Origin of the sequence: Marinobacter sp. LA51 (assembly GCF_030297175.1) — a bacterium.
In the GTDB taxonomy this organism is placed as follows: Bacteria; Pseudomonadota; Gammaproteobacteria; order Pseudomonadales; family Oleiphilaceae; genus Marinobacter; species Marinobacter apostichopi.
The window spans coordinates 2,313,553-2,339,096 of the sequence record NZ_AP028070.1; the positions used below are offsets into that span (position 1 = coordinate 2,313,553).

Genomic DNA, 25,544 nt, shown 5'->3' on the forward strand with positions numbered 1-25,544 from the left:
GGGAGCCCTTGGTATTGGCTGCTTCACGGCGAAACAGTTATACCAACGGGCTCTCTGGCATGTCAACAACTCATCAAGGCTTTAATGTGTATTTATGCGCTCTGCGGCGTCGCCATCGTCGTCACGGGGCTTGCCTGAACCCGCTTCTGAGGACTCATCTGTAGTGCGTGGCTCCGGCGGATACGCCAGGGCAATGTCCAACACTTCATCGATCCATTTGACCGGATGAATCTCGAGCGATTCCTTGATGTTGTCCGGTATCTCCTTGAGATCTCGAACATTTTCATCTGGGATCAAAACCGTCTTGATACCGCCGCGATGGGCCGCCAGGAGTTTTTCCTTAAGTCCGCCAATGGGCAGAACCCGACCCCGCAGGGTGATCTCACCGGTCATTGCGACATCCGCACGAACCGGAATTTTGGTCAGTGAAGAAACCAGCGCAGTGCACATGCCAATACCGGCACTTGGACCGTCTTTTGGCGTTGCACCCTCAGGAACGTGAACGTGCAGATCGTGTTTCTCATGGAAATCGTCGGCAATTCCAAGCCCGGGAGCGCGACTGCGAACCACAGTCAAAGCCGTTTGAATGGACTCCTGCATGACATCGCCCAGGGAACCGGTCTTGACCACGCGACCTTTACCCGGTGTCAGTGCGCACTCGATGGTCAGCAATTCGCCACCCACTTGGGTCCAAGCCAGGCCAGTAACCTGGCCGATCTGGTTCTTCTCTTCCGCCAGGCCGTACTTGAACTTCTTCACACCGGAGTAATCCTCCAGCATGTCCGGCTGTAGCGTCACAGAGGCCTTATCATTGGCTTCAACGTGCTCACGCACCACCTTACGGCAAATCTTGGCGATCTCGCGCTCCAGGCCCCGTACGCCCGCCTCACGGGTGTAGTAACGAATCAGGTCCCGAAGGGTTTCCTCTGGAATCACCAGTTCGTCCTTGCGCAGGCCGTTGGCCTTGATCTGCTTGGGAAGCAGGTAACGCAACGCGATATTAACCTTCTCTTCCTCGGTGTAACCCGGGATACGGATAATTTCCATCCGGTCCAGCAGGGCCGGCGGAATATCCATGGAGTTTGAGGTGCACACGAACATCACGTCGGACAGGTCGTAGTCGACCTCCAGGTAATGGTCGTTAAACGTGTGGTTCTGCTCCGGGTCCAGCACTTCCAGCAATGCTGAGGCCGGATCACCTCGATGGTCCATACCCATCTTGTCGATTTCATCGAACAGGAATAGCGGGTTTTTTACGCCCACTTTGGACAGCTTCTGTAGAAGCTTACCCGGCAGTGCGCCAATGTAGGTCTTACGGTGGCCGCGAATCTCTGCTTCGTCGCGCACACCACCGAGTGCCATCCGGGTGTACTTCCGGTTGGTGGCCCGGGCGATGGACTGACCCAGCGAGGTCTTACCAACACCGGGAGGGCCTACCAGGCACAGCACCGGACCTTTCACCTTCTTGACCCGGCTTTGTACCGCCAGGTATTCAAGAATTCGCTTCTTGACCTCATCCAGGCCGTAGTGATCGCGGTCGAGAATCTCACGGGCCTTTTCGATGTCGTGGCGAACACGGCTGCGCTTTTTCCAGGGAATTGCCAACATCCAGTCGATGTAGCCACGCACCACCGTTGCCTCGGCGGACATCGGGGACATCATTTTGAGCTTGTTCAGTTCCGCCTCGGTCTTTTTACGGGCTTCTTCCGGCAGACCGGCTTCCTCAAGCTTCTGCTCGAGTTCTTCAAAATCGTTGTTGCCTTCGCCGAGCTGACCCATTTCTTTCTGAATGGCCTTCATCTGCTCGTTCAGGTAGTACTCGCGCTGGCTGCGCTCCATCTGCTTCTTGACGCGACCGCGAATGCGCTTCTCGACTTCAATCAAGTCGATTTCACCGTCCAACTTGCCTAGCAGCAGGTCGACCCGCTTGCGCACATCCAGGGCTTCCAACAGCTCCTGCTTCTCCGGGATCCGCATTTCCAGGTGCGCGGCCATGGTATCGGCCAGGCGCTCCAGATCTTCGATGCCGGTGAGCGCGTTGGATACTTCTGAAGGCACTTTCTTGGACAGTTTTACGTACTTTTCAAACTCGTCCATCAGGGTCTTGATGAGCACGTCCTGTTCGCGCTCAGGCAGCCCTTCCTCATCCATTAACGTAGCGCCACCAGACAGGTATTCACCTTCGGTGATGTCGCTGATGGTGGCCCGGGCATTACCTTCGACCAGCACCTTTACGGTGCCGTCGGGCAGCCGGAGCATCTGCAGGACCGTTGCCAGCGTCCCCATGTCAAACACATCAGCGGGGCCCGGCTCGTCGGTAGAGGCGTCACGCTGAGCAACCAGGAGGATTTCCTTACTGCCTTCCATCGCGGCTTCAAGGGCCTGGATGGATTTCTCTCGGCCCACAAACAGCGGGACCACCATGTGCGGGAACACCACCACATCACGCAACGGCAGCAACGGGTAGTCTTGCACAGTATTTTCGGGTATCCGGGTCATAGGGAATCCTCTGACGGTGTTTCTTTGAGCATATCACCCTTCATTGGGGCGCCCGTAAAAAATGCAATCTCTTTACCATACGAAACAGACCGGGAAAACGGGGAAACAAAACGCAAAAAGGGGCGTTTCCGCCCCTTTTTGTTTTAACTCCCCGCCAAACGCCAGATCAATCTTCCGGCACTGCCTTAGCGTGGTCGTTGCTTGCGTAAATCTTGAAGGGTTCTGAATCCCCATCGATCACGCTTTCGTCGATAACCACCTTGGCAACGTCATGCTCAGAAGGAATCTGATACATGGTATCCAGCAGCGTAGCCTCCATGATTGAGCGCAAACCACGGGCGCCGGTCTTGCGCTCCATGGCTTTACGTGCAACGGCCCGCAGGGCGTCTTCACGGAAGTCGAGCTCGACCCCTTCCATATCAAACAGCTTCTGGTACTGCTTGGTGAGCGCGTTCTTCGGCTCGGTCAGGATCTGTACCAGCGCAGGCTCGTCCAGCTCGGTCAAGGTTGCCACCACCGGCAGACGACCTACAAACTCCGGAATCAGACCAAACTTCACCAGATCCTCGGTTTCAACATCCTTGATGATGTCGCCGGTGCTCTTGGCGTCTTCCTGACTGACCACAGAGGCCGAGAAGCCAATGGAACTGCGCTCTGAACGTTCCTGGATCACCTTATCGAGGCCTGCAAAAGCGCCGCCGCAGATAAACAGGATATTGCCAGTGTCCACCTGCAGGAATTCCTGCTGCGGATGCTTGCGCCCGCCCTGAGGCGGAACCGAGGCCACTGTGCCCTCGATAAGCTTCAGCAGTGCCTGCTGAACACCTTCGCCTGAGACGTCCCGGGTAATTGACGGGTTATCCGACTTCCGGGAAATCTTGTCGATCTCATCGATGTAGACAATACCGCGCTGGGCCTTGTCGACATCGTAATCGCACTTCTGCAGCAGTTTCTGGATGATGTTCTCAACGTCCTCACCCACATAGCCCGCTTCGGTCAGCGTTGTCGCATCGGCAATAGTGAACGGAACGTTCAGCATCCGGGCCAGAGTCTCGGCCAACAGGGTCTTACCACTACCGGTAGGGCCGATCAGCAGGATGTTGCTCTTACCAAGCTCAACATCAGCTTTGCCTTCACCGTAACGCAGGCGTTTGTAGTGGTTATAGACCGCTACTGAAAGCACCACCTTGGCGCGATCCTGGCCGATGACGTATTCGTTCAGCGTGTCTCGTATCTCTGCGGGTGTCGGGAGCCGGTCGCTAGCCTCTTCCTGGGAATTCTCCTGAATTTCCTCACGAATGATGTCATTGCACAGGTCAACACACTCGTCGCAGATGAACACCGAGGGCCCTGCAATAAGCTTGCGGACTTCATGCTGGCTCTTTCCGCAAAACGAGCAGTAGAGCAACTTGCCGTTATCGTCGCCTCTGCCGTTTCTTTCATCTGCCATTGAAATACCTCTGATCTTGGTTAGCCGGCGTTACTGGCTACTACGCCGGCCAAGAATGATGCGATTACTTCCAGTATTATTTATTCGGGACGCGCTTATCAAGTATAGAATCAATCAGCCCATACTCTTTCGCCTGGGTCGGATCCATGAAATTGTCACGATCCGTGTCCTTGGCGATGGTGTCCAGATCCTGGCCGGTGTGGTGCGCCAGGATTGAGTTCAGGGTGTGACGGATCTTGAGAATTTCACGAGTGTGAATCTCAATATCGGTCGCCTGACCCTGGTAACCACCCAGCGGCTGGTGAATCATCACCCGCGAATTGGGCAGGCAGGCACGCTTGCCTTCAGCACCACCGGCCAGCAAGAACGCACCCATGCTGGCAGCCTGGCCGACACACAGGGTCGCCACGTCCGGTTTGATAAACTGCATGGTGTCGTAGATCGACATACCTGCAGTTACTGAGCCACCCGGGCTGTTGATGTACAGGTGAATATCCTTGTCCGGATTTTCGGACTCCAGGAACAGCAGCTGGGCGACGATCAGATTGGCCATGTGATCTTCAACCGGGCCAACCAGGAAGATCACCCGTTCTTTGAGCAGACGGGAATAGATATCGAAGGAGCGCTCGCCCCTCGCGGTCTGTTCAATAACGATCGGCACCAGGCCGGAATTGGTTACCATTGCGGGACCGTCAATTGGTTTCTGCGTCATGTGCGCCTGAACTCCTTATGGACAATGGGACGTGGACTCGCGCCACGGTGTTCATCACAGGTGTTATTGCACTGCTTACTTTGCCAGCAGCCGCCCCAGATGAAAACAGCCGGACAAGCCGGCTGTTTTCTGGGGTCGACCAACAGGGCCGGAACCAGCTCCGACCCTTACCGGATCAGCGCTGCTGCTGTCCAGCCTGAACGGCCTCTTCGTACTTAACCTTCTTCTCTTTAACCTTGGCCTGTTCCAGCACCAGGTCAACAACAGCATCTTCCAGCACAGAAGATTCGATCTGCGACTTCTGCTCCGGGTTGCTGTTGAAGTGAGCAACAACTTCCTCAGGCTGTTCATACGTAGACGCGATCTCTTGGATCTTTTCATCTACCTTGGCCTGATCCGCCTTCAGGTCGTTCTTCTTGACCACTTCCTGGAACAACAGGCCGGTCTTAACGCGACGCTCAGCCTGCTCCTGGAAAATTTCCTTCGGCAGCTGCTGGAAATCTACCTGGCCGCCGAAACGCTGTACCGCGTCCTGACGCAGGCGATCGATTTCCTGGTCAACCAAGGCAGTCGGCACGTCCAGCTCGGTGCTTTCCAGCAGGCCATCAACAACGTCATTCTTGACCTTGTTGGAAACTGCCTGCTTCAGCTCCCGCTCCATGTTCTTCTTCACTTCCTCACGGAACGCGGCTTCGTCGTCAGCTTCGATGCCAAACTTCTTGAAGAACTCGGTGTCCAGTTCTGGCAGCTGCGGCTCTTCAACCTTATGAATCTTGATCTCGAACTTGGCCGGTTTACCCGCCAGTTCTTCGTTGTGGTAATCCTCGGGGAAGGTCACTTCAATTTCCATGTCCTCGCCGGCTTTACCACCCTGGACTGCTTTCTCGAAGCCCGGGATCATCTGACCAGAACCCAGGGTCAGTCGGTGGCCTTCAGCGGCACCGCCCTCGAACTCTTCACCGTCGATGGTGCCCTTGAAATCAATGGTCAGCACGTCCTTGTTCTTGGACTTGCGCTTGACTTCCTTCATGGTGGCCTGCTGACGACGCAGGTTATCGATCATGTTGTCGATATCCTTGTCAGCGATATCGGACGTCAGCTTCTCAACAGAGATCTTGCTCAGGTCACCCAGTTCGATTTCCGGCAGCACTTCGAAGATGGCAACGAACTCAAGGTCTTTGCCCTCTTCCATGGTCTTTGGCTCAAACTTCGGCCAGCCCGCAGGGTTAATGTCTTGCTCCTGCAGTGCCTTAACGTACTGGTCGCGCATCACCTCGCCCACGATTTCCTGGCGGACGCTGTCACCGAAACGACGCTTAACCACCTTCATGGGCACCTTGCCCGGGCGGAAACCATTCAGGCGTACGGTACGCGCAGTTTCCTGCAGGCGCTTCTGAACCGCCTGGTCAATTTCCTGGGCGGGCACACCAATCGTCATGCGACGTTCGATGTTGGAGGTCGTTTCAACAGACACTTGCATGGAAGATCCTCAAATTACAGGTTCAGTATGTGGATGAAATCAAACTCGAAAACCAGCTTTCAGGCTTATCCTGAAAACAGGCCGAAAATTAAAAGGCGATAGTTTATCACGGTTTGCCCCGGGGAGAGAATCACCCGTTGTGGCGCTACGGAGTTCGTCAGCAGACCGCGCTCGCGTTAGTTAGAGAAAGTGGGGATAAAAACTGAAAAAGAAAGGGGGCGCCGATGGATTCTTGTAAATACGGGCGCCAGGAAACGAATCACCCATAAAAAAAGCCTCTTAGATCATCTCTAAGAGGCTTTTAAAGTTGGTGCGGGTGGAGGGACTTGAACCCCCACTCCTCTCGGAACCAGAACCTAAATCTGGCGCGTCTACCAGTTCCGCCACACCCGCATAACTTTTAAAACTGTGTGCGCTCAGCGCTTTCGCAGCCTGAACCACCACGTTCTCGCCTTAAAGCCCACTGCTGACCGCATCAGCTATAGTGAAGACTCTCATCAAAGCGGGAAACAAAAAGAAAATTGGGGTGGACGAAGGGGATCGAACCCTCGACCGCAGGAGTCACAATCCTGAGCTCTACCAACTGAGCTACGCCCACCACAAAAGGACTTACTTTCTAGAAACTTCCAGCGCTAGAGATCAGCAACCAGATAGTCAACTTTGCTGCTTACGGTCGCTCCGGCGCGGACCACCAAAATATAATGGCGCGCCCGGCAGGACTCGAACCTGCGACCACCCGCTTAGAAGGCGGGTGCTCTATCCAGCTGAGCTACGGGCGCTTAACCGTTCGCCCACCTGAACATCCAGAAAAGTGGTCGGGGTAGAGAGATTCGAACTCCCGACATCCTGCTCCCAAAGCAGGCGCGCTACCAGACTGCGCTATACCCCGTCTGAACTGAACAACAAGTGCATCAGCAAAGTTGGCGCGCATATTACCGGCGCCAATCGACTCCGTCAACACGGATTTTAAAATTCGTCAAAATATCATGTTTGGTAAAGACCTTACGGCGCCTGGAAAGTTCCGAAAGCCGCCGCCTACGCCCCGTCAATTGGAGTTCTGCCGGAAGCATGAGACAATGCTCGGCCTTCATTTCTCAACGCCCAAGCGACAAGACAAAACATGAGCGCCAAACTGATTAACGGAAAAGAAATCGCCGCCGGTGTCAGGCAGCAGGTTGCCGCCGGTGTAGAAGCTCGAACACAGCAGGGGCTTCGCGCGCCCGGTCTGGCCGTGGTCCTGGTCGGCGAAGATCCGGCCTCCCACGTCTATGTGGGCAACAAGCGCAAAGCCTGCGATCAGGCCGGCATTCTCTCGCTGTCCTATGATCTGCCCGCAGACACGTCCCAGGAAGCCCTGGAAGCTCTCATTGATGAGCTGAATGAAAACCCGACCGTGGATGGCATTCTGGTGCAACTACCACTACCGGAGCATCTGGATGCCGACCCGATCCTGGTCAAAATCCGCCCGGACAAAGACGTGGACGGCTTCCACCCGTACAACATCGGCCGTTTAATGCAGCGTAAGCCGACGCTCAGGCCTTGTACGCCCGCAGGCATCATCACCCTACTGGACAGCATCAACACACCGTATAAGGGCCAGCACGCGGTCATCGTGGGCGCCTCCAACATTGTCGGCCGCCCCATGAGTATGGAACTGCTCCTGAAAGGCGCAACCACCACCGTCTGCCATCGCTTTACACCAAACCTGGAAAAATTCGTTGGTGAGGCGGACATCCTGATCGCGGCTGCCGGCAAACCCAACCTGATCAACGGGGAATGGGTAAAACCCGGCGCAACGGTCATCGACGTGGGCATTAACCGCATGGACGACGGCAAACTGCGCGGAGATGTCGACTTTAACGCGGCGGCTGAGCGGGCAGCCTACATCACGCCGGTTCCGGGCGGTGTTGGACCAATGACCATCGCCACCCTGCTCCAGAACACACTGTACGCGGCTGACGTACTGCACAAGGACTGAGCGGCCAAACGCTGAGACACACGTGCTGCGCCGCCAGTAAGCGGCCATAAAAAAACCCCGCACCAGGCGGGGTTTTTTGTGCCTACTCAGCGCTTACGCACCGTACTTGGCTTTCGCCTTCAGACGGTAGGCGTGCAGGAGCGGCTCGGTGTAACCATTCGGCTGCTCACGACCCTTGAGGACCAGATCCATCGCCGCCTGGAAGGCAACGCTGTCGTCAAAGTTCGGCGCCATGTTGCGGTAGGCCGGATCAGCAGCATTCTGCTTATCAACCACGGCAGCCATGCGCTTCATGGTTTCGTCGATCTGCGCCTCGGTGCAAACACCGTGGTACAACCAGTTGGTCAGCAGCTGTGAGGAGATCCGCAGCGTGGCGCGGTCTTCCATCAGCCCAACGTTATTGATATCGGGCACCTTGGAGCAACCAACACCGTGCTCAACCCAACGCACAACGTAACCCAGAATGCCCTGCGCGTTGTTGTCCAGCTCCTGCTGGATTTCGTCGGCAGACAGCGCACTCGGATCAGCCATAACCGGTACGGTCAGGATGTCATCGATGTTCGCGCGGGCGCGGCTCTCGATGTCTTTCTGAACGTCGCTCACGCTGATCTGGTGGTAATGAGTTGCGTGCAGGGTGGCCGCAGTTGGCGACGGAACCCAGGCGGTATTCGCACCGGATTTCGGATGACCGATCTTGGCTTCGAGCATGCCAGCCATCAGATCCGGCATGGCCCACATGCCTTTACCGATCTGCGCGACACCACGGAAACCGGTTTCGAGACCGATGTCCACGTTCCACTGCTCGTAGGCGTTAATCCAGGCCGCCTGCTTCATCTCGCCCTTGCGAATGAACGGTCCCAGCTCCATGGAGGTGTGCATCTCGTCACCAGTGCGGTCCAGGAAGCCAGTGTTGATGAATACCGCACGCTCTTTAGCCCCGTGGATACAGGCTTTCAGGTTGACGGTGGTACGACGCTCCTCGTCCATAATGCCCACTTTCAGGGTGAACTGAGGCAGACCCAGGGCATCTTCGACCCGGCCGAAGAATTCGTTGGTGAACGCCACTTCCTCCGGACCATGCATCTTGGGCTTAACGATGTACATGGAGCCCTTGGTGCTGTTCTGGAGGCTGCCGCCACCTTTCAGGTCGTGGATCGCGATCAAAGAAGTGATCAGACCATCCATCAGGCCTTCCGGCACTTCCTGGCCATCGCTCAGCAGCACGGCCGGGTTGGTCATCAGGTGACCAACGTTACGGATGAACATCAGGCTGCGGCCTTTCAGGCTCAGCTCACCACCCGCAGGTGCAGTGTAAGTGCGATCAGGATTCATCTTCCGGGTCAGCTGCTTGCCGCCCTTCTCGAAGGTTTCCTGCAGATCGCCCTTCATCAGGCCAAGCCAGTTGCGATAAGCCAGGGCCTTGTCGTCGGCGTCAACGGCGGCAACGGAATCTTCACAGTCCATGATGGTGGTCAGGGCCGACTCCATCAGCACGTCCTTGACGTGGGCGCCGTCGTCCTTACCAATCGGGTGGCTGGCATCGATCTGGATCTCGAAGTGCATGCCGTTCTTGACCAGCAGCACACCGGTGGGTGCGTCGGCAGCGCCGGTGTAACCGACAAAGCCAGACTCGTCTTGCAGACCTGTGGACTCGCCGTTCTGCAGCTTGACGACCAGCTTGCCGCCCTCCACAGAGTACTTGGCAGCATCCTTGTGGCTTCCGGATGCCAGGGGAGCGGAGCTGTCCAGCAGCTTGCGGGCCCACTCAATAACCTTGGCACCACGCACCGGATTGTAGCCAGCACCCTTGTCCGCACCACCTTCTTCGGAGATGGCGTCGGTACCGTAGAGCGCGTCGTACAAGCTACCCCAACGGGCGTTGGCGGCGTTCAGCGCGAAACGGGCGTTCATGATCGGCACAACCAACTGCGGGCCCGCCATGGTGGCGACTTCCGGATCAACATTGGAGGTGGAGATCTTGAAATCCGCCGGTTCTTCGACCAGGTAGTCAATCTCCTTCAGGAAGGACTTGTACTCGGCCATGTCCAGCTTCTGACCTTTGTGGTCACGGTTCCAGCTGTCCATTTTTTCCTGAATCGCATCACGCTTGACCAGCAGCTCGCGGTTACGCGGGGCCAATTCGTTCACGATTTTGTCGAAGGCGGCCCAGAATTTATCTGCGTCGACACCGGTTCCCGGGATCGCTTCGTTGTTTACGAAATCATACAGATTCTTCGCGACCTGAATGCCGCCGACTTGTACGCGTTCTGTCATCGTTGTCTGCCTCAGTGGGTTACGTTTCCCGACTCCCCCTTCGTTGAGGGGGCATTCTAATTTGAGCGCCGCATTGTACGGGAAAATGCGTATCAGGTCATTCCCACTTCTACAATGCGGCTTTTGTTTTAGCTTTCTGAAAAACTCAGCCCCGCCGCCAGGTTGTGCCTTCGCGGGAATCGTCCAGGATGATGCCTTTGTCCGCCAACTTATCGCGGAGCCGATCGGCTTCGGCAAAATCCCGTGCCTTGCGGGCGTCGTTGCGCGCCTGGATCATTTGTTCGATATCTTCTGCACTGAGCTCACCGCCGGTGTCGGCCTGGAAAAAGGCCTCCGGATCCTGCTGCAGCAGCCCGAGAATCGAACCCAGACGAACCAGAACCGCAGCACTTTGCTTGGCTTCCTGATCACGCCCATCTCGACGATGCTGGTTGATGTCATTGGCCACGGCATGCAGCACGGCAATGGCACCGGCTGTATTAAAATCGTCGTCCATCACTTCCATGAAACGGCGATCGTGCTCGGTTTCACCCACATCCGCCGCCTTGGCCGGCACAATGCCGCGCAGCGAATTGTATAGCTTGGTCAGGGTGCGACCCGCTTCGGCCAGATTATCCTCGGAATAATCGACCTGGCTGCGGTAATGGCTGGACACCAGGAAATACCGGACCACTTCCGCCGGATAGCTTTCGAGAATTTCGCGGATGGTAAAGAAGTTGCCCAGGGACTTGGACATCTTCTCCTTGTTCACTCGAATCGCACCCGCATGCATCCAGGCCCGTGCAAATTCGTGGCCGGTGGCGCATTCGGATTGGGCGATCTCATTCTCGTGGTGGGGGAACAACAGATCAGGACCACCGCCATGAATATCGAAGGTATCACCCAGGCAATCAGTCGACATCGCCGAACACTCAATGTGCCAGCCCGGGCGACCATCGCCCCAGGGTGACGGCCAGTTGACCTCACCCTCACCTGCAGCTTTCCAGAGCGCAAAATCCGCTGGGCTGCGCTTGGCTTCCTGGACATCGATGCGGGCACCGGCAACCAGGTCCTCGAGCTTCTTCTTGCTCAACTTGCCGTAGTCGGCAAACGAGTCGACAGCGAAATAGACATCGCCGTTGTCGGCGGCGTAGGCGTGGCCACTGGCGATGAGCTTATGGATCATCGCCACGATCTCATTGATATAGCCGGTTGCCCTCGGCTCTTCCGTAGGCGAAAGCACGCCCAACCGGGCCTCATCCTCGTGCATCGCACGGATCATGCGGTCGGTCAGGTCGGTGAAGGCTTCGCCATTCTCCTCTGCCCGCCGCAGTATCTTGTCGTCAATGTCGGTGATGTTACGAACGTAATTCACGTCGTAACCCCGATGCCTGAGATATCGGGTGATGACATCGAAAGCCACCAGCACCCGGGCATGACCAAGGTGGCAGTAGTCGTACACGGTCATGCCGCAGACGTACATCCGCACCTTGCCAGGCTCAATAGGCTTAAACTCTTCCTTGCGCTGCGAGAGCGTGTTGTAAATGCGGATCACTTGCCCCCCTTACTCCAGGAATCACGAAGCGTAACGGTTCGATTGAATACCGGCCGGCCGGCATTCTGCGACAAAAGTTCGTCGAAGAAGAAATAGCCCTCACGCTCGAACTGGTACGGCAGATCGGATCGCGGCTTCACCAGGCCCTTCTCAACCCGCGCACCCTGCAGCACAACCAGGGATTCCGGGTTCAGGTGGTCGGTAAAATCGCCTTCCTTATCACTGTCCGGGGACTCGTGATTGAACAGGCGATCGTACTGGTTAATGTCGGCCTCGACGCTGTCCGTCGCGGACACCCAGTGCACCACGCCATTCGGTTTATAGCCTTCAGGGTTCACACCGAGAGTGTTCGGATCGTATTCGCATTTAAGCTCGACGATCTCGCCACTGTCGTCACGAATGATCTCGCGACAGGTCATCACATAACCACCACGCAGCCGCACCGCCTGGTCCGGGGCAAGGCGCTTCCATTTACGCGGCGGCTCTTCGGCGAAGTCCTCGCGATCGATGAACAGGGTCTGGCTCCAGGTGACCTCGCGCTCCCCCATCTCAGGATTCTGGGGATGAACCGGCAGCACCAGCGTTTCGGTCTGCTCGGCCGGATAGTTGGTCAAGGTAACCTTGAGCGGACGCATCACACACATGGCGCGAGGCGCCCGGGTGTTCAGATCTTCCCGTATGGCGTGCTCCAGCATGCCCACATCCACGGTACCGCCAGCCTTGTTGACCCCCACCATGTCGCAGAAGGTGCGGATAGATTCCGGTGTGTAGCCACGGCGACGCATACCGGAAATAGTCGGCATCCGCGGATCGTTCCAGCCTTCTACAAAATTCTCATCCACCAGACGCTTCAGTTTGCGCTTGCTGGTAATGGTGTAGTTCAGGTTCAGCCGGGCGAATTCGATCTGGCGCGGATGACAAGGGCCAGAAATGTTGTCCAAAACCCAGTCGTAGAGCGGACGGTGGTCCTCGAATTCCAGGGTGCACAGGGAGTGGGTGATGTTTTCAATCGCATCCGAGATTGGATGGGTGAAATCGTACATCGGGTAGATGCACCACTTGTCCCCGGTCTGGTGATGGTCGGCGTAACGGACGCGGTAAAGAATCGGGTCGCGCAGATTGATGTTGGGAGACGCCATGTCGATCTTCGCCCGCAACACCAATTCTCCGTTCTGGTATTTGCCATCGCGCATATCGCGGAACAGCTGGAGATTTTCCTCCACCGGACGGTCCCGGTACGGACTGTTCTTGCCCGGCTCCTTCAGGCTGCCACGGTACTCCGCCATTTGATCAGCCGAGAGCGCACAGACATAGGCCTTGCCATTCTCGATCAACTCCTCCGCAAAAGCGTACAGCGCGTCAAAGTAGTCCGATGCGTGACGAACCTCACCCGCCCATTGGTAACCAAGCCAGGACACGTCCGCCTTGATGGCGTCGATGTACTCCTGGTTTTCCTTTTCCGGGTTGGTGTCGTCAAATCGCAGATTACATTCGCCGCCGAAGGTCTCCGAAATGCCGAAGTTCAGGCAAATGGACTTGGCGTGACCAATGTGCAAGTAGCCATTTGGCTCCGGCGGAAAGCGGGTTACAACCTTGCCAGTGTGCTCGCCCTTGGCGATGGCGTCTTCGATCAGGCTCTGAATAAAATTGTGGGCTTTCTTCGATTCGGCGCTCATACGTTCTCTGTAAAAATGGGGTGGATCAGAAACCGCCTATTATACTCACAAAACCGCGCGGGTCTCATGTACGAAAGATACCCTGTACGCCCACGGACCAAACCAGCGGTGATACAATTCGGCCCACATAAATTACTAATCTGCCGATCTACCTTACTGGGGCTGCACAGTGCCATCCGTTCTTATTGCCGAAGATTCCATCGTCGTTCAAAAAATCCTGCGCCATCTGGCAAGCCGGGAACTGCCTTTTGACATTGTATGCGCCCAGGACCGGGCACAGGCGCTGGAGACACTGAAAACCCGCGACGACTGGTTCGCCGCCATTGTCGACCTGAACCTGCCCGATGCCCCCGATGGCGAACTGATTGATGATGTCCTGGCCAAAGGCATACCCACCATCGTTTTGACTGGCAGTGTTGATGGCGCCAAAAGAGACAGCCTGACCCGGCGAGGCATCGTCGATTACGTTCTGAAAGAAGGCCGATACAGCTACCGATACGCCATCAACCTGGTTAACCGCCTGCACGCCAACAAGACGATCAAGGTCCTGGTGGCTGAAGACTCCACCACGGCCCGGCGCTACATTGTGGAATTGCTGAGGCGCCATAACTTTCAGGCCATTGAGGCGGAAAACGGCGAACAGGCGCTGGAGCTTGTTCTGGCTGATAACGACATCAAGATTCTGCTGACCGACTACAACATGCCCTTGCGCGACGGTTTCGAGCTGGTTCACGACCTTCGCCACCGCCACGACAAAACTGACATTGCTATCATTGGCCTGTCCTCGGCCAACGACAAATACCTGTCGGCCAAATTCATCAAGAACGGCGCCAACGATTTCCTCTACAAGCCATTTTCCCACGAAGAATTCTTCTGCCGGGTAACCCAGGCCGTTGAATCGATGGAACGACTCCAACTGATTACGGCGATGGCCTACTCAGACCCATTGACTGGCGTCGGCAACCGACGCTTTTTCGTGGAAAAGGCCCGAAGCCAGATAGCCCAGGCGCAGGCATCAGAGACTCCGCTCAGCCTGGCCATTGTCGATATTGACCATTTCAAGCAGGTCAACGACAGCCACGGTCACGACGTTGGCGACGAAGTACTCCTATTTTTCGCCAAGACCCTGGCCGAGGAGTTCCAGCAATTCATCGTCGCCCGAACCGGCGGCGAGGAATTTTGCATACTGTTCGCGAACCTGAACAGCAAAGACGCGACAGTGCTGATGGACCGCGTACGCCTTAAAATTGCCCAGAGCGAGGTGCAGACCGAAGCCGGTGTGCTGAGCGTCACTTTTAGCGGCGGTGTGGCGCAATTGCCGGCCGACAATGTGGAGAGTCTGCTGAAAATGGCAGACCAACTGTTGTATAAAGCCAAGGATGCTGGCCGGAATACGGTGATCGCCCAGACAGCCTGACAGCAAGCAATCTGACCGACGAAAGACCACCCCGGTCGGGTGGTCAGGTCATGCATCCCGCGGAATACTTGGGGTACAATGGCTACCCGATTCACAAACACTATTTTGACAGGAACGCCTGATGATTCTGCTGCAAACCAATCTCGGTGACATCAAACTCGAGCTGGACCACGATAAGGCACCCGAGACCGCCAAAAACTTCGAACAGTACGTTCGTGACGGTTTCTACGACGGCCTGGTTTTCCACCGGGTGATCAGCAACTTCATGATTCAGGGTGGTGGCTTCGAGCCCGGCATGACGCCACGCAAAACCCGCGACCCCATTCAGAACGAAGCGGATAACGGCCTGAGCAACATGCAAGGCACAGTCGCAATGGCCCGCACCATGGACCCGCACTCCGCCACCGCCCAGTTCTTCATCAATGTCGAAAACAACGGCTTCCTCGATCACAGCGCCAAAAACGCCGAAGGCTGGGGCTACTGCGTGTTCGGCAAGGTGGTTGAGGGCATGGAAACCGTCAACCTGATTCGTGCCGCTCGCACCACCATCAAGGCGGGCCACCAGGATGTCCCGGCAGAAGACGTCGTCATTATCTCGGCCAAGGTTGTTGAGGAGGGAGGTGCAGCGTGACCACGCTGTTTATCTCGGATCTCCACCTGGAGGAATCCCGGCCGGACATTACTGAGGCGTTCCTCGGCTTCCTGAAGGAAAAGGCCCACGGAGTAGAACAGCTCTACATTCTGGGTGATTTTTTTGAAGCCTGGATCGGCGATGACGAGCGCACTCCGCTGCAGGAACAGATTGCTGCGGCACTTCGCGCAGTTAGTGACAGCGGCACCGAGATCTTCCTGATGCACGGCAACCGCGACTTTCTGATCGGTCACGACTTCTGTGACCGGGCGGGGGCAACGTTACTGGATGACCCCACCGTCGTTGATCTGTACGGCACCCCTACTCTGCTGATGCACGGTGACAGCCTGTGTACCGCCGATGTGGAGTACCAGAAGTTCCGCGCCAACATGCGCAATCCTCAATGGCAGCAGATGATCCTGCAGCGCCCGCTAGCTGATCGTCAGCAGATGGCGCGTCAACTGCGGGAAATCAGCATGGCCAAGAACCAGGGCAAGGCGGAAACCATCATGGACGTCACGCCGGAAGAAGTGGTCAATGACATGGAGACGCACGGTGTGCAGCGCCTGATCCACGGCCACACGCACCGGCCGGCCGAGCATCACCTGCAGGCCAATGGTCAACCGGCCAAACGCATAGTGCTGGGCGACTGGGACACCCACGTTTGGTGGCTGGACGTTCAGCCCGGCCAGGAGCCGGTGCTAAATAAACAACCGCTGTAACGAAAAAGGCCGGGCAAATGCCCGGCCTTTTTGTTGCTGACGCTGGTGTTAGTGCGCCAGGATCTGCTTGAGGAACTGCTGTGTGCGCGGCTCCTGGGGGTTGCTGAAGAAGTCGTGAGGCGGCGCCTCCTCGACAATCTCCCCGCCATCCATAAAGATCACCCGATCCGCCACGGTCTTGGCAAAGCCCATCTCGTGGGTGACGCAGAGCATGGTCATGCCGCTACCAGCCAGTTCGATCATGACATCCAGCACTTCCTTGATCATCTCGGGATCCAGTGCCGACGTCGGCTCATCGAACAGCATGATTTTCGGCTTCATGCACAGCGCCCGGGCAATAGCGACCCGCTGCTGCTGACCGCCAGAAAGCTGCCCCGGGAACTTATGAGCCTGATCCGGGATTTTCACCCGCTCAAGGTATTCCATGGCTGAAGCTTCAGCTTCCTTCCGTGGAACCTTGCGGACCCAGATTGGCGACAGGCAGCAGTTCTCCAGCACCGTCAGGTGCGGGAACAGATTAAAGTGCTGGAACACCATGCCGACTTCCCGACGCACGGTATCGATGTGCCGAATATCGTCCGTCAGCTCAACATTATCGACAATGATTTTGCCCTGCTGGTGCTCTTCCAGACGGTTAATGCATCGAATGAACGTCGACTTACCGGAACCGGACGGGCCACAGATGACAATCCGCTCGCCCTGCTTAACCGTGAGGTTCAGGTCCTTGAGAACGTGAAAATCGCCGTACCATTTGTGCATCCCTTCAACCCGGATGATGCCCGGATTCTTCCCCGTCTCGCCCTGAGCGGAGGACTTTACTTCAGAAGTTTGGGTTTGTTCTGTCATTGGATTACCCATCAGGTTTTGTGACCGGTGTCGAGTTTGCGTTCAAGGTTCTGGCTGTAACGGGAAATGCCGAAACAGAATACCCAGAAACAGAAGGCGACGAAGACATAGCCCTCCACGGCGACGTTTTGCCAGGCCGGGTCTGTCACGGTCGACTGAACGGTGCCGAGAACATCGAACAGACCGATGATCAGGACCAGCGTGGTGTCCTTGAACAGCGAAATAAAGGTATTCACGATGCCAGGGATAACCAGCTTCAAAGCCTGCGGTAGCACCACCAGACCCATCTTGCGCCAGTACCCCAGACCGAGTGCGTCAGCTGCTTCGTACTGCCCTCTCGGGATAGCCTGCAAGCCACCGCGAATAACTTCGGCCATGTAGGCCGACTGCCAAAGCGTGATACCTATCAGCGCTCGCATCAGCTTCTCAAAGTTCATTCCGTCAGGAAGGAAGAGCGGCAGCATGACCGACGCCATAAACAGCACGGTAATCAGCGGCACCGCTCGCCAGACCTCGATGAACACCACACTGAGACCGCGAATGATCGGCATCTCAGAGCGACGCCCAAGCGCCAGCAATACGCCAATCGGCAACGACGCCAGGATCCCGATGTAGGCCAGGATCAGGGTCAGCATCAAGCCGCCCCATTTGGTGCTTTCTACTTCTTCAAGGCCGAAGAGGCCGCCTGGAATCAGGAAGTAGCCAATCACCGGCAGGCCGGTCATGCCAAAGATGCCGAACCATTTACGGGCGGGGAACCGCTCGATGAACTGGGGCACGAAGGCCACAGCCAGCAGCAGGAACATCAGGTCCACACGCCACTGCAGTTCGTCCGGGTAGAACCCGTAGATGAAGAAGTTCAAACGCTGGTCGATGAACAACCAGCAGGCACCTGCGCCGCTGCAGTCACTGGCATCAGCGCCCAGGAAGTTGGCGTCGAACAGAGCCCAATTCAGGATCGGTCCAACGCTGGTTACAACCAGGTAGCCGACGACAACAGTGAGCAAGGCGTTGTACCAGGTAGAGAATAGATGCTCGCGCATCCATTTCACCGGCGTGAGGGCCTTTTTAGGTGGTTTCATAGTGGACTCAGTCATCATCGCTCCTTAATCGCCACGGCCCGGTTGTAAATGTTCATGAACAGTGAGATCGACAGACTGATGGTCAGATAAACCGCCATGGTAATGGCGACCACCTCAACCGCTTGCCCTGTCTGATTCAGCGTTGTGCCCATGAACACGGCCACCAGGTCGGGATAACCAATGGCGGTCGCGAGCGAGGAGTTCTTGGCAAGGTTCAGATACTGACTGGTCAGCGGCGGGATGATGACCCGCATGGCCTGGGGAATCACGACCAACCGCAGGGTCAGTCCGTTCGGCAAGCCAAGCGCCTTGGACGCCTCGGTCTGTCCCTTACTGACCGACAGGATACCGGAGCGAACAATCTCAGCGATGAAACTGGCCGTGTACAGTGAGAGCGCCAGCCACAGTGCGGCGAGCTCTGGAATTATGGTGATACCACCGCCGAAGTTGAAACCTTTCAGCGCCGGCACATCCCACTCCAGCGGACTACCCGCCACGAAGTAGGCCAACAATGGCACCAATACCAGAATGGCAACACCGACTTTGAAGGTCGGGAAGATCTGGCCAGTCGCCAGTTGCCGTCTCTTGGCCCAGATGCGAATGCCCACCACCGCAGCAATGGCAGCCAGGACAGCCCCCCAGACCAACCCGAACCCATCCTGGGTCAATGGCTCTGGAACGTACAGACCACGGTTGTTGAGGAACATCGTGCCGCCCATCTCGATACTCTGCCGCGGCGACGGCAAGGCACCCAGGACCGCGAAATACCAGAAGAATATCTGTAGCAGCAACGGGATGTTTCGGATCACTTCGATGTAAAAGAGCGAGACTTTGGCTACCAGCCAGTTGCTGGACAGACGCGCCACACCGATGATGAAGCCAAGCAACGTTGCCGCAATAATACCCATGGCCGAGACGAGCAAGGTGTTGGTCAGACCAACCCAGAACGTCCGTCCGTAAGACATGGTGGCATCGTACGGCACCAGGCTCATGATGATGCCGAAACCGGCGGTTTCCTCAAGGAACCCGAAACCGGTGCTAATACCCCTGCTCTCCATATTGGAAAGCGTATTTTCTACCAGAGTCCAGCCAGCCCAGAAGACCGCAGCAATAGCCACAACTTGGAAGAATAAGGAACGTACCCGGGGGTCATACCAGGGCTTTGGCCCCGCAGGCTTTGAATCAATTGTTTGTTTTTTCATGGAGATTCCCGGAAAGCTTCCCTGCAGTTTACTTCGTCAGAGATAACAGCGGGTGCTCAAGCTAGAGCACCCGCTGCGGCTTTCAGGTCTTATCGAACCGGCGGCGCATACATGATGCCGCCATCAGTCCAGAGCGCGTTGATGCCGCGATCCAGACCGAGAGGGGTGTCCGGACCCACGTTGCGGTCGTACATTTCGCCGTAGTTACCGACCATCTTCACAACCTTGTGGCCGAAATCAGCCGGCAGGCCGAGCTTGGCACCCATGTCACCGTCAGTACCCATCAGGCGCTGAACGTTCGGGTTGTCGGATTTCAGCATGTCGTCGGCATTGGCGCTGGTAACACCCAGCTCTTCGGCGTTGATCTGCACCGACAATACCCACTTCACGATGTTGAACCACTGATCGTCACCCTGACGAACCACCGGGCCCAGAGGCTCTTTTGAGATGGTGTTAGGAAGGATCTTGGCGGATTCCGGATCAGCCAGCTTGGAGCGCAAAGCCGCCAGCTGGGAGCGGTCGGAAGTCAGTACGTCGCAGCGACCTGCAGAGAAGCCCTGAACGGTCTGCTCAGAGGTATCAAATACGATCGGCTTGAATTCCATGCCCTTGGCGCGGAAGTAATCAGACAGGTTCAGCTCGGTGGTGGTACCTGACTGGATACACACAGTGGCGCCGTCCAGCTGGGTAGCATCATCAACACCAATGTCCTTGTTGATCAGGAAGCCCTGGCCGTCGTAGTAGTTCACGCCGGCAAAGTTCAGACCCAGTGACGCGTCACGGGTGAGGGTCCAGGTGGTGTTGCGGGAAAGCATGTCGATTTCACCGGACTGCAAGGCGGTGAAGCGCTCTTTGGCAGTCAGCGGTGTGAATTCAACGGCCTTGGGATCGCCAAAAACGGCGGCCGCAACGGCGCGACAAGTATCGACATCGATACCGGTCCAATTACCCTTCTCATCAGGCTGGGAGAAACCAGGCAGACCACTGGTTACGCCACATTGAAGGTGCCCCTTCTCCTTCACATTTTCCAGCGTCGTTGCAGCCATCGCACTGCTGGCCGCAAACGCGCCAGATGCCAGTGCCATTCCCAGGACAATCGATTTCGTCTTATTCATTATCGGATCTCCGAACTTCGGTTGGTTGCTTCGCTATGGGATTCAGCAAGTTGTGAGCCATGCAAGCTATGTTATTGATATATTGTATTTATTTTCATTTTTTCCAGCCTCATCTTCCCAGCCGGTCGATGAGAGCGACCAAGTTGGAACCAACTTGGTGCACCAACTCTAATAGGTCGCCCTATTCCGAGGCAAGATTTAAGGGCCGTACCCCTATAAAGTAGAACAAAGTTCGAGAAATCAACTAGTTTTTAGAAAAAAATTATGTCGGCGATTTCATTTGGGCAGGCTCGCGATAGGACTCCAGCCGCTTCAGCCAGCCGCTCAGCCAGCGCTCCTTTTCGATAGGATTCTCGGCATTTTTGGCCCGACGGGTTAACACCCGCGCCGCAGCCTCGCGAAAATTCATCAGCGCTGGCCGCTCAGCGGTTTGCGGCTCCATCTCCAACAGCACCTGCAGCAAGCCCCAGCCCTGCCCGTTGTAGCGTTCCATGGCAGAAATACCCTCGCCCTTGAAATTGACGTAATCCATCAACGCATAAATTCCGCCCGGAGTGGCCGCCAGTGCCTTGAGTCTTTTGCGTACCAAAGGTTGCTCGAATTCCGGCGCTGCTGAGACTACTTTTTCCAGGGATTCCTTGGCCCGGCGCACAATGAACTCGGCCTGCAGCCCCTGGGAGCCCGCGAGGAATGCCTGCAACTCAGCGATCTCAACCGAGTCCTCCGCTGCCAGGAACGCCTTGCGGTCCGGCCAGGGCGCGTCCATCGGATCGAGTTTCCGCAGCCATTCCGGCATGGCCACCTGACGCTGGGTCATGTACTGGATCAGGGCCGGAAAACTCTCAACGAACCGGCCTTCGACGCCTTCCGGATACCAGATGAAGTGACCGATACCCAGGGATGGGAAGTCTTCACCTTCATTCCAATGCACCAGGCATTCCAGCTTTCCGGCACACTCATTCCGAAAAATCTGGGCCCCGACCCATTCCATCTGTCCCGGCTCCAGGGTTATGGAGAGATCCGGTTCATCGGTCTCCCCTACGGCTTCTTCCTGCATGTCTCCGGTCTCAACCGACTGATTGTCCGGACTATCGCAGGCAGCCAGAAACAACGCGCCGACCATCAGTATCCATACGTTTTTACTCATAATTTCGTTAACACCTCGATCTCTGACTGATCGGATACCTGCTATCTGCATCCCGATCCTGGTTGCTTCGACTCATTATGGAACAGAGCCGATTCTGTCGTGGAAAAAACCGCCTTACGAAATGGAAATAAACCACATTGACTTCTAATGGACGGCCAGACAGTCTTCTCACTAACCTAATAAAAAACGGACTTCCAATGCCCAACACCCACTCCTCTGATTCGTCCAGCGGTTCGCCTCGCATCGTGATTTTCGGTGCCGGCAGTGTCGGTTGTTATGTGGGTGGGCGGCTGCTGTCCGGGGGCGCCAACGTGGTCATGGTAGGCCGTCCTCGGCTACGTCAGGTCTTTGATGACCACCCGCTGGTACTGACTGACTATGAAGGCTTTTCATTCGAGACGCAGCTTACGCCAGAGCAGTTCACCGATGACGCCTTGGTGGCAACAGTTGCTGATCTGGTGCTGATCACCGTGAAGTCTGCGGCCACAGCCGAAGCCGCAGACACCCTCGCCAAGGTTTTGCCCAAGGGAACGCCGGTGGTGAGTCTGCAGAACGGCATTTCCAATGCCGAGGAATTGCGGGCGCGGCTCCCCGACGCCCGGGTTTGCGCCGGCATGATTCCCTTCAACGTGCTACAGAAGAATGCTGGACATTTCCACCACGGTACCGAGGGGCACCTCATGGCCGCCCGGAACGACAGCCTGCGTCCGTTCCTGCCAGCTTTCGAGCAGTGCGGTCTGCCGCTGGAGTTACGTGATGACATGACCTCGGTAATGTGGTCCAAGCTGCTGCTGAACCTGAACAACCCGATCAACGCGCTTTCCAATGTGCCGTTGCTGGAAGAGCTGTCTGATCGCAATTACCGCCGTTGCCTCGCCATGGCCCAGCGCGAGACGCTTGAGCTGATGAGCCAGGCGGGTATTGAGGCAGTGCAACTTACCCCTGTGCCCATGCATCTGGTGCCATCGGTGATGGGACTGCCAAATTGGCTGTTCACCCGGCTGGCGAAACGGATGCTGGAGATTGACCCCATCGCCCGCTCGTCCATGTGGGAAGATCTGGAGGCCGACCGTGCCACGGAAGTGGACTGGATCAATGGCGAAGTTGTTCGTCTCGCCGAATCCATGAACCAGTCAGCGCCAGTCAACCAACGCCTGACCAAACTGGTACACGATTGCGAAAACACCCGACGACGCTGGGCGGGTGACGAACTGCTGGAAGAACTGCAGGCTGCCCGAGCTTCGCGATAACAACGAATGCGAAAGGCAGCCTGCCGTCATGGCTTTGGCGTCACCCGCAGCACACGGCCATCGGACTCATCGGTTAGCAGGTAAAGCGCCCCGTCCGGCCCGGTAACCACATCCCGGATACGGGCCTTCAGGTCCTTGAAGAGCGTTTCAACATCCTCGGCCCTGCCATCGACAAACTCCACCCGGCGGACGCTGCGGTCGGCGAGCGCACCCACGAACAGATCTCCCTGCCACTCGGGAAACAGCTCACCGCGGTATCGAGTCATGCCGGAGGGGGCGATCGAAGGCGTCCACTGCAGCAGCGGCTGTTCCATATTCGGGTATTCGGTAAACGGGGTTATCCGCGCACCGGTGTAATCGAGTCCATAGCTGATAACAGGCCAGCCATAGTTCTGCCCCGGCCGCAGCACGTTGATCTCATCCCCGCCACGGGGGCCATGCTCGTGGCTGATCAGTAGCCGCTCGACTGGGTCGTACACCAACCCCTGCACGTTGCGGTGGCCATAACTGAACACTTCCGGCCGGGCTTCTGGTGACTCAATGAACGGATTGTCCTCCGGCGCCACGCCGTCGGTGCCGATGCGAACAACACTGCCGAGATGATTGCCAAGGACCTGGGCCTGCTCCCGGTAGTCAAAACCATCGCCGAGGGTAATGATGAGCGATGCGTCTGGCAGCTGGGCCATACGGCCGCCGTAATGGGCGTCCCCTTTTTTGGCCGGCAGGGCTCGAAAAATCTCTTCGACATCTTCCAGCCTGTCCTTGCCCAGCCTTGCCCTGGCCACGCACAGGTGGTTAGCGGACTCCACGCCACAGGCATAACTCAGGAACACCAGACTGCTCGAAGCAAAATCTTGAGAAATCAGCACCTCAAACAAGCCCGCCTGTCCGGAACTGAACACCTCGGGCAGGCCCGACACTTCCCCGGGTACCAACTTGCCCGCAGCCGTAATCCGGCGCAGTCGGCCGGGGCGTTCAGTCACCAGCGAACCGCCGTCCGGCAGGAACGCCAGTGACCAGGGATGTTCAAGACCGGCAACCACTTCTTGCACCTGATAATTCTGCGCCGCTTGCGCCCGCAACTCGGCACCCGGCATGGCAAGGCCGGTCACCAGCGCCAATGCGGCGACGGCGTTGTAGCCGGCGTGCGGCAGCCCTCTCAACGCTGTCAGCGTGGCATAGAGACCGCCGGCGCAAGCTGCCGTCATCAACAAGGCAGCCACGCCACCCAGGGTTCGGGTTGCCGCAATCAGTGTCGGCGGCGGTGTCAGAGCATCAACCAGAATAAAGGTGACCCACAGCGCCACAGCGGCGCCAAAAGCATGGAACAGAACTCGATGTCCCAGGCCAAGCACTTTCAAAAGTAGCCCGGTGACCAGGGTCGACAGTAAAAAGCTGACGCCAAAGAGCGCAGCGTAAAAAGGAGCAAACTGGCGCAAGTCATCAACCGTGGTCGACAACCGAGCCCCGACACCGATCTCAACGCCCAGTTGCTGCAATGCCAGCAGGTTAAACTGGGTTTGCACCACCGTCCCGAGCACAACCCCGACCACCAAGGCGATCGCAAAGGCGGCCAAACGGCCTTTGAACCCAACTACGTTTGTCACAGCTCTTTCCCTATGTTGCTGACCAGCGTTTACGAAACTATAGCGACCCGGGGGTGCCCAACACCAACGAAAAAACCCCGGGCTTTCGCACCGGGGTTTTGTTCGGGATTGAGCTAGTGCTTCAAGCGATTACTGCTCAACGAATGCGCGCTCGATTACGTAGTGACCCATCTCGCCACCGCGTGCTTCCTTGAAGCCCATCTTGTTCAGGATGGCGCAAGTATCTTTCAGCATGCTCGGGCTGCCACAGATCATGAACCGGTCGTGTTCCGGATCAAAGTCCGCCAGGTTCAGATCCTTGGTGATCTTGCCGCTTTCCATGGCGTCGGTCAGACGGCCCTCATTGCGGAACTCTTCCCGGGTAACGGTTGGGTAGTATTCCAGCTTACCCTTTACCATCTCGCCGAAGAACTCGTTTTCAGGCAGCCCTTCGATCTCGCTCTGATACGCCAGTTCGGAAATGTAGCGAACGCCGTGGGTCAGGACCACCTTGTCATAAGCCTCGTAGACCTCCGGATCCTTGATGATACTCATGAACGGCGCAAGCCCGGTACCGGTACTGATCATCCAGAGATTCTTGCCCGGCAGCAGGTTGTCCATCACCAAGGTGCCAGTGGGCTTGCGGCTCACCAGGATTTCGTCACCCACCTGGATCTTTTGCAATCGCGAGGTCAGCGGGCCGTCCTGAACCTTGATGGAGAAAAACTCCAGCTCTTCTTCGTAATTGGCACTGGCAATACTGTAGGCACGCATCAGCGGCTTGCCATCGGTTTCCAGACCAATCATCACAAAGTGACCGTTCTTGAAGCGAAACCCGGGGTCGCGGCTGGTCTTGAAGCTGAACAGGGTATCGTTCCAGTGGTGTACGCTGGTCACTGTTTCTTTAATCAGGTTGCTCATTTAAACCTCGTCCTGCTCATTC

Annotated in this window: 19 protein-coding genes and 4 tRNA genes; 5 read left to right on the forward strand and 18 right to left on the reverse strand. The window is 56.7% G+C overall.

Translation table 11 applies throughout. The annotated features are described in order from the left end of the window. Window positions 1-81 precede the first annotated feature (81 nt). The 8 genes from lon to QUE89_RS10650 form a co-directional block, all read right to left on the reverse strand. Complete coding sequence (lon, locus tag QUE89_RS10615; protein WP_286220063.1) at window positions 82-2,499, reverse strand: endopeptidase La; 2,418 nt, start codon at window positions 2,497-2,499, stop codon at window positions 82-84. Window positions 2,500-2,665: 166 nt separating this feature from the next. After that, on the reverse strand, window positions 2,666-3,949 hold the full coding sequence (clpX, locus tag QUE89_RS10620) for an ATP-dependent Clp protease ATP-binding subunit ClpX (protein WP_286220064.1): 1,284 nt from the start codon (window positions 3,947-3,949) through the stop codon (window positions 2,666-2,668). A 76-nt stretch (window positions 3,950-4,025) separates the two neighbouring features. Beyond that, on the reverse strand, window positions 4,026-4,661 hold the full coding sequence (gene clpP / locus QUE89_RS10625; protein ID WP_203300467.1) for an ATP-dependent Clp endopeptidase proteolytic subunit ClpP: 636 nt from the start codon (window positions 4,659-4,661) through the stop codon (window positions 4,026-4,028). 175 nt (window positions 4,662-4,836) lie between these two features. Continuing rightward, entirely contained in the window at window positions 4,837-6,141 is a 1,305-nt protein-coding gene (gene tig / locus QUE89_RS10630) for a trigger factor (RefSeq protein ID WP_286220065.1), read from the reverse strand. Between the two features lie 308 nt (window positions 6,142-6,449). Continuing rightward, window positions 6,450-6,534, reverse strand: a tRNA-Leu gene (locus QUE89_RS10635). 129 nt (window positions 6,535-6,663) lie between these two features. Further along, window positions 6,664-6,739: transfer RNA gene (locus QUE89_RS10640), tRNA-His, on the reverse strand. 104 nt (window positions 6,740-6,843) lie between these two features. Next, window positions 6,844-6,920, reverse strand: a tRNA-Arg gene (locus QUE89_RS10645). 33 nt (window positions 6,921-6,953) lie between these two features. Beyond that, window positions 6,954-7,030 (reverse strand) — tRNA-Pro (locus QUE89_RS10650). 231 nt (window positions 7,031-7,261) lie between these two features. On the opposite strand from QUE89_RS10650, the gene folD reads away from it, so the two are divergent. Then, complete coding sequence (folD, locus tag QUE89_RS10655; protein WP_286220066.1) at window positions 7,262-8,119, forward strand: bifunctional methylenetetrahydrofolate dehydrogenase/methenyltetrahydrofolate cyclohydrolase FolD; 858 nt, start codon at window positions 7,262-7,264, stop codon at window positions 8,117-8,119. Between the two features lie 93 nt (window positions 8,120-8,212). On the opposite strand, the gene QUE89_RS10660 is transcribed toward folD, so the two are convergent. The 3 genes from QUE89_RS10660 to QUE89_RS10670 all read right to left on the reverse strand — a co-directional run bounded on the left by QUE89_RS10660 (window position 8,213) and on the right by QUE89_RS10670 (window position 13,603). Beyond that, a complete protein-coding gene (locus QUE89_RS10660) occupies window positions 8,213-10,393 on the reverse strand; it encodes a malate synthase G (protein ID WP_286220067.1) in 2,181 nt (726 codons plus the stop codon). 145 nt (window positions 10,394-10,538) lie between these two features. Continuing rightward, window positions 10,539-11,927 carry a cysteine--tRNA ligase gene (gene cysS / locus QUE89_RS10665; protein ID WP_286220068.1) on the reverse strand — a complete coding sequence of 463 codons (1,389 nt, stop codon included), beginning with the start codon at window positions 11,925-11,927 and terminating at the stop codon, window positions 10,539-10,541. Then, the gene (locus QUE89_RS10670) at window positions 11,924-13,603 is read right to left on the reverse strand and encodes a glutamine--tRNA ligase/YqeY domain fusion protein (RefSeq protein ID WP_286220069.1); all 1,680 of its coding nucleotides are present in this window, start codon (window positions 13,601-13,603) and stop codon (window positions 11,924-11,926) included. The genes cysS and QUE89_RS10670 overlap by 4 nt, the downstream gene beginning before the upstream one ends. Window positions 13,604-13,772: 169 nt before the next feature. On the opposite strand from QUE89_RS10670, the gene QUE89_RS10675 reads away from it, so the two are divergent. From QUE89_RS10675 to lpxH, 3 genes are all read left to right on the forward strand, one after another. Continuing rightward, on the forward strand, window positions 13,773-15,020 hold the full coding sequence (locus QUE89_RS10675; RefSeq protein ID WP_286220070.1) for a response regulator: 1,248 nt from the start codon (window positions 13,773-13,775) through the stop codon (window positions 15,018-15,020). Between the two features lie 121 nt (window positions 15,021-15,141). Next, a complete protein-coding gene (locus QUE89_RS10680; RefSeq protein WP_286220071.1) occupies window positions 15,142-15,651 on the forward strand; it encodes a peptidylprolyl isomerase in 510 nt (169 codons plus the stop codon). Then, on the forward strand, window positions 15,648-16,373 hold the full coding sequence (lpxH, locus tag QUE89_RS10685) for a UDP-2,3-diacylglucosamine diphosphatase (RefSeq protein ID WP_286220072.1): 726 nt from the start codon (window positions 15,648-15,650) through the stop codon (window positions 16,371-16,373). The genes QUE89_RS10680 and lpxH overlap by 4 nt, the downstream gene beginning before the upstream one ends. A gap of 48 nt (window positions 16,374-16,421) precedes the next feature. Here lpxH and QUE89_RS10690 read toward each other — a convergent pair whose 3' ends face one another. The 5 genes from QUE89_RS10690 to QUE89_RS10710 form a co-directional block, all read right to left on the reverse strand. After that, the gene (locus QUE89_RS10690) at window positions 16,422-17,132 is read right to left on the reverse strand and encodes an amino acid ABC transporter ATP-binding protein (RefSeq protein ID WP_286222868.1); all 711 of its coding nucleotides are present in this window, start codon (window positions 17,130-17,132) and stop codon (window positions 16,422-16,424) included. A gap of 98 nt (window positions 17,133-17,230) precedes the next feature. Then, window positions 17,231-18,316 carry an amino acid ABC transporter permease gene (locus QUE89_RS10695; RefSeq protein ID WP_286220073.1) on the reverse strand — a complete coding sequence of 362 codons (1,086 nt, stop codon included), beginning with the start codon at window positions 18,314-18,316 and terminating at the stop codon, window positions 17,231-17,233. Next, the gene (locus tag QUE89_RS10700; protein ID WP_286220074.1) at window positions 18,316-19,503 is read right to left on the reverse strand and encodes an amino acid ABC transporter permease; all 1,188 of its coding nucleotides are present in this window, start codon (window positions 19,501-19,503) and stop codon (window positions 18,316-18,318) included. The genes QUE89_RS10695 and QUE89_RS10700 overlap by 1 nt, the downstream gene beginning before the upstream one ends. Window positions 19,504-19,592: 89 nt before the next feature. Continuing rightward, window positions 19,593-20,618, reverse strand: a complete 1,026-nt coding sequence (locus tag QUE89_RS10705; RefSeq protein ID WP_434784068.1) for an amino acid ABC transporter substrate-binding protein — start codon at window positions 20,616-20,618, stop codon at window positions 19,593-19,595. Between the two features lie 262 nt (window positions 20,619-20,880). Then, window positions 20,881-21,765, reverse strand: coding sequence for a hypothetical protein (locus QUE89_RS10710; RefSeq protein WP_353506785.1), 885 nt, complete (start codon window positions 21,763-21,765; stop codon window positions 20,881-20,883). 197 nt (window positions 21,766-21,962) lie between these two features. On the opposite strand from QUE89_RS10710, the gene QUE89_RS10715 reads away from it, so the two are divergent. Continuing rightward, window positions 21,963-23,015: a 2-dehydropantoate 2-reductase gene (locus tag QUE89_RS10715; RefSeq protein WP_286220075.1), complete on the forward strand. Its 1,053-nt coding sequence runs from the start codon at window positions 21,963-21,965 to the stop codon at window positions 23,013-23,015. Window positions 23,016-23,041: 26 nt separating this feature from the next. Here QUE89_RS10715 and QUE89_RS10720 read toward each other — a convergent pair whose 3' ends face one another. Together QUE89_RS10720 and QUE89_RS10725 are read right to left on the reverse strand one after the other, a co-directional pair. Next, window positions 23,042-24,622, reverse strand: a complete 1,581-nt coding sequence (locus QUE89_RS10720; RefSeq protein ID WP_286220076.1) for a PQQ-dependent sugar dehydrogenase — start codon at window positions 24,620-24,622, stop codon at window positions 23,042-23,044. Between the two features lie 129 nt (window positions 24,623-24,751). Beyond that, window positions 24,752-25,522 (reverse strand): ferredoxin--NADP reductase, encoded by a 771-nt coding sequence (locus tag QUE89_RS10725; RefSeq protein ID WP_286220077.1) that lies wholly within the window; start codon window positions 25,520-25,522, stop codon window positions 24,752-24,754. Window positions 25,523-25,544: the final 22 nt, after the last annotated feature.

Excerpts from the sequence above, each read along its gene's own strand:
- lon (WP_286220063.1), bottom strand. The coding sequence starts at position 2,499 with ATGACCCGGATACCCGAAAATACTGTGCAAGACTACCCGTTGCTGCCG.
- clpX (WP_286220064.1), bottom strand. The coding sequence starts at position 3,949 with ATGGCAGATGAAAGAAACGGCAGAGGCGACGATAACGGCAAGTTGCTC.
- clpP (WP_203300467.1), bottom strand. The coding sequence starts at position 4,661 with ATGACGCAGAAACCAATTGACGGTCCCGCAATGGTAACCAATTCCGGC.
- tig (WP_286220065.1), bottom strand. The coding sequence starts at position 6,141 with ATGCAAGTGTCTGTTGAAACGACCTCCAACATCGAACGTCGCATGACG.
- folD (WP_286220066.1), top strand. The coding sequence starts at position 7,262 with ATGAGCGCCAAACTGATTAACGGAAAAGAAATCGCCGCCGGTGTCAGG.
- QUE89_RS10660 (WP_286220067.1), bottom strand. The coding sequence starts at position 10,393 with ATGACAGAACGCGTACAAGTCGGCGGCATTCAGGTCGCGAAGAATCTG.
- QUE89_RS10670 (WP_286220069.1), bottom strand. The coding sequence starts at position 13,603 with ATGAGCGCCGAATCGAAGAAAGCCCACAATTTTATTCAGAGCCTGATC.
- QUE89_RS10680 (WP_286220071.1), top strand. The coding sequence starts at position 15,142 with ATGATTCTGCTGCAAACCAATCTCGGTGACATCAAACTCGAGCTGGAC.
- QUE89_RS10690 (WP_286222868.1), bottom strand. The coding sequence starts at position 17,132 with ATGCACAAATGGTACGGCGATTTTCACGTTCTCAAGGACCTGAACCTC.
- QUE89_RS10695 (WP_286220073.1), bottom strand. The coding sequence starts at position 18,316 with ATGACTGAGTCCACTATGAAACCACCTAAAAAGGCCCTCACGCCGGTG.
- QUE89_RS10700 (WP_286220074.1), bottom strand. The coding sequence starts at position 19,503 with ATGAAAAAACAAACAATTGATTCAAAGCCTGCGGGGCCAAAGCCCTGG.
- QUE89_RS10705 (WP_434784068.1), bottom strand. The coding sequence starts at position 20,618 with ATGAATAAGACGAAATCGATTGTCCTGGGAATGGCACTGGCATCTGGC.
- QUE89_RS10710 (WP_353506785.1), bottom strand. The coding sequence starts at position 21,765 with ATGAGTAAAAACGTATGGATACTGATGGTCGGCGCGTTGTTTCTGGCT.
- QUE89_RS10715 (WP_286220075.1), top strand. The coding sequence starts at position 21,963 with ATGCCCAACACCCACTCCTCTGATTCGTCCAGCGGTTCGCCTCGCATC.
- QUE89_RS10725 (WP_286220077.1), bottom strand. The coding sequence starts at position 25,522 with ATGAGCAACCTGATTAAAGAAACAGTGACCAGCGTACACCACTGGAAC.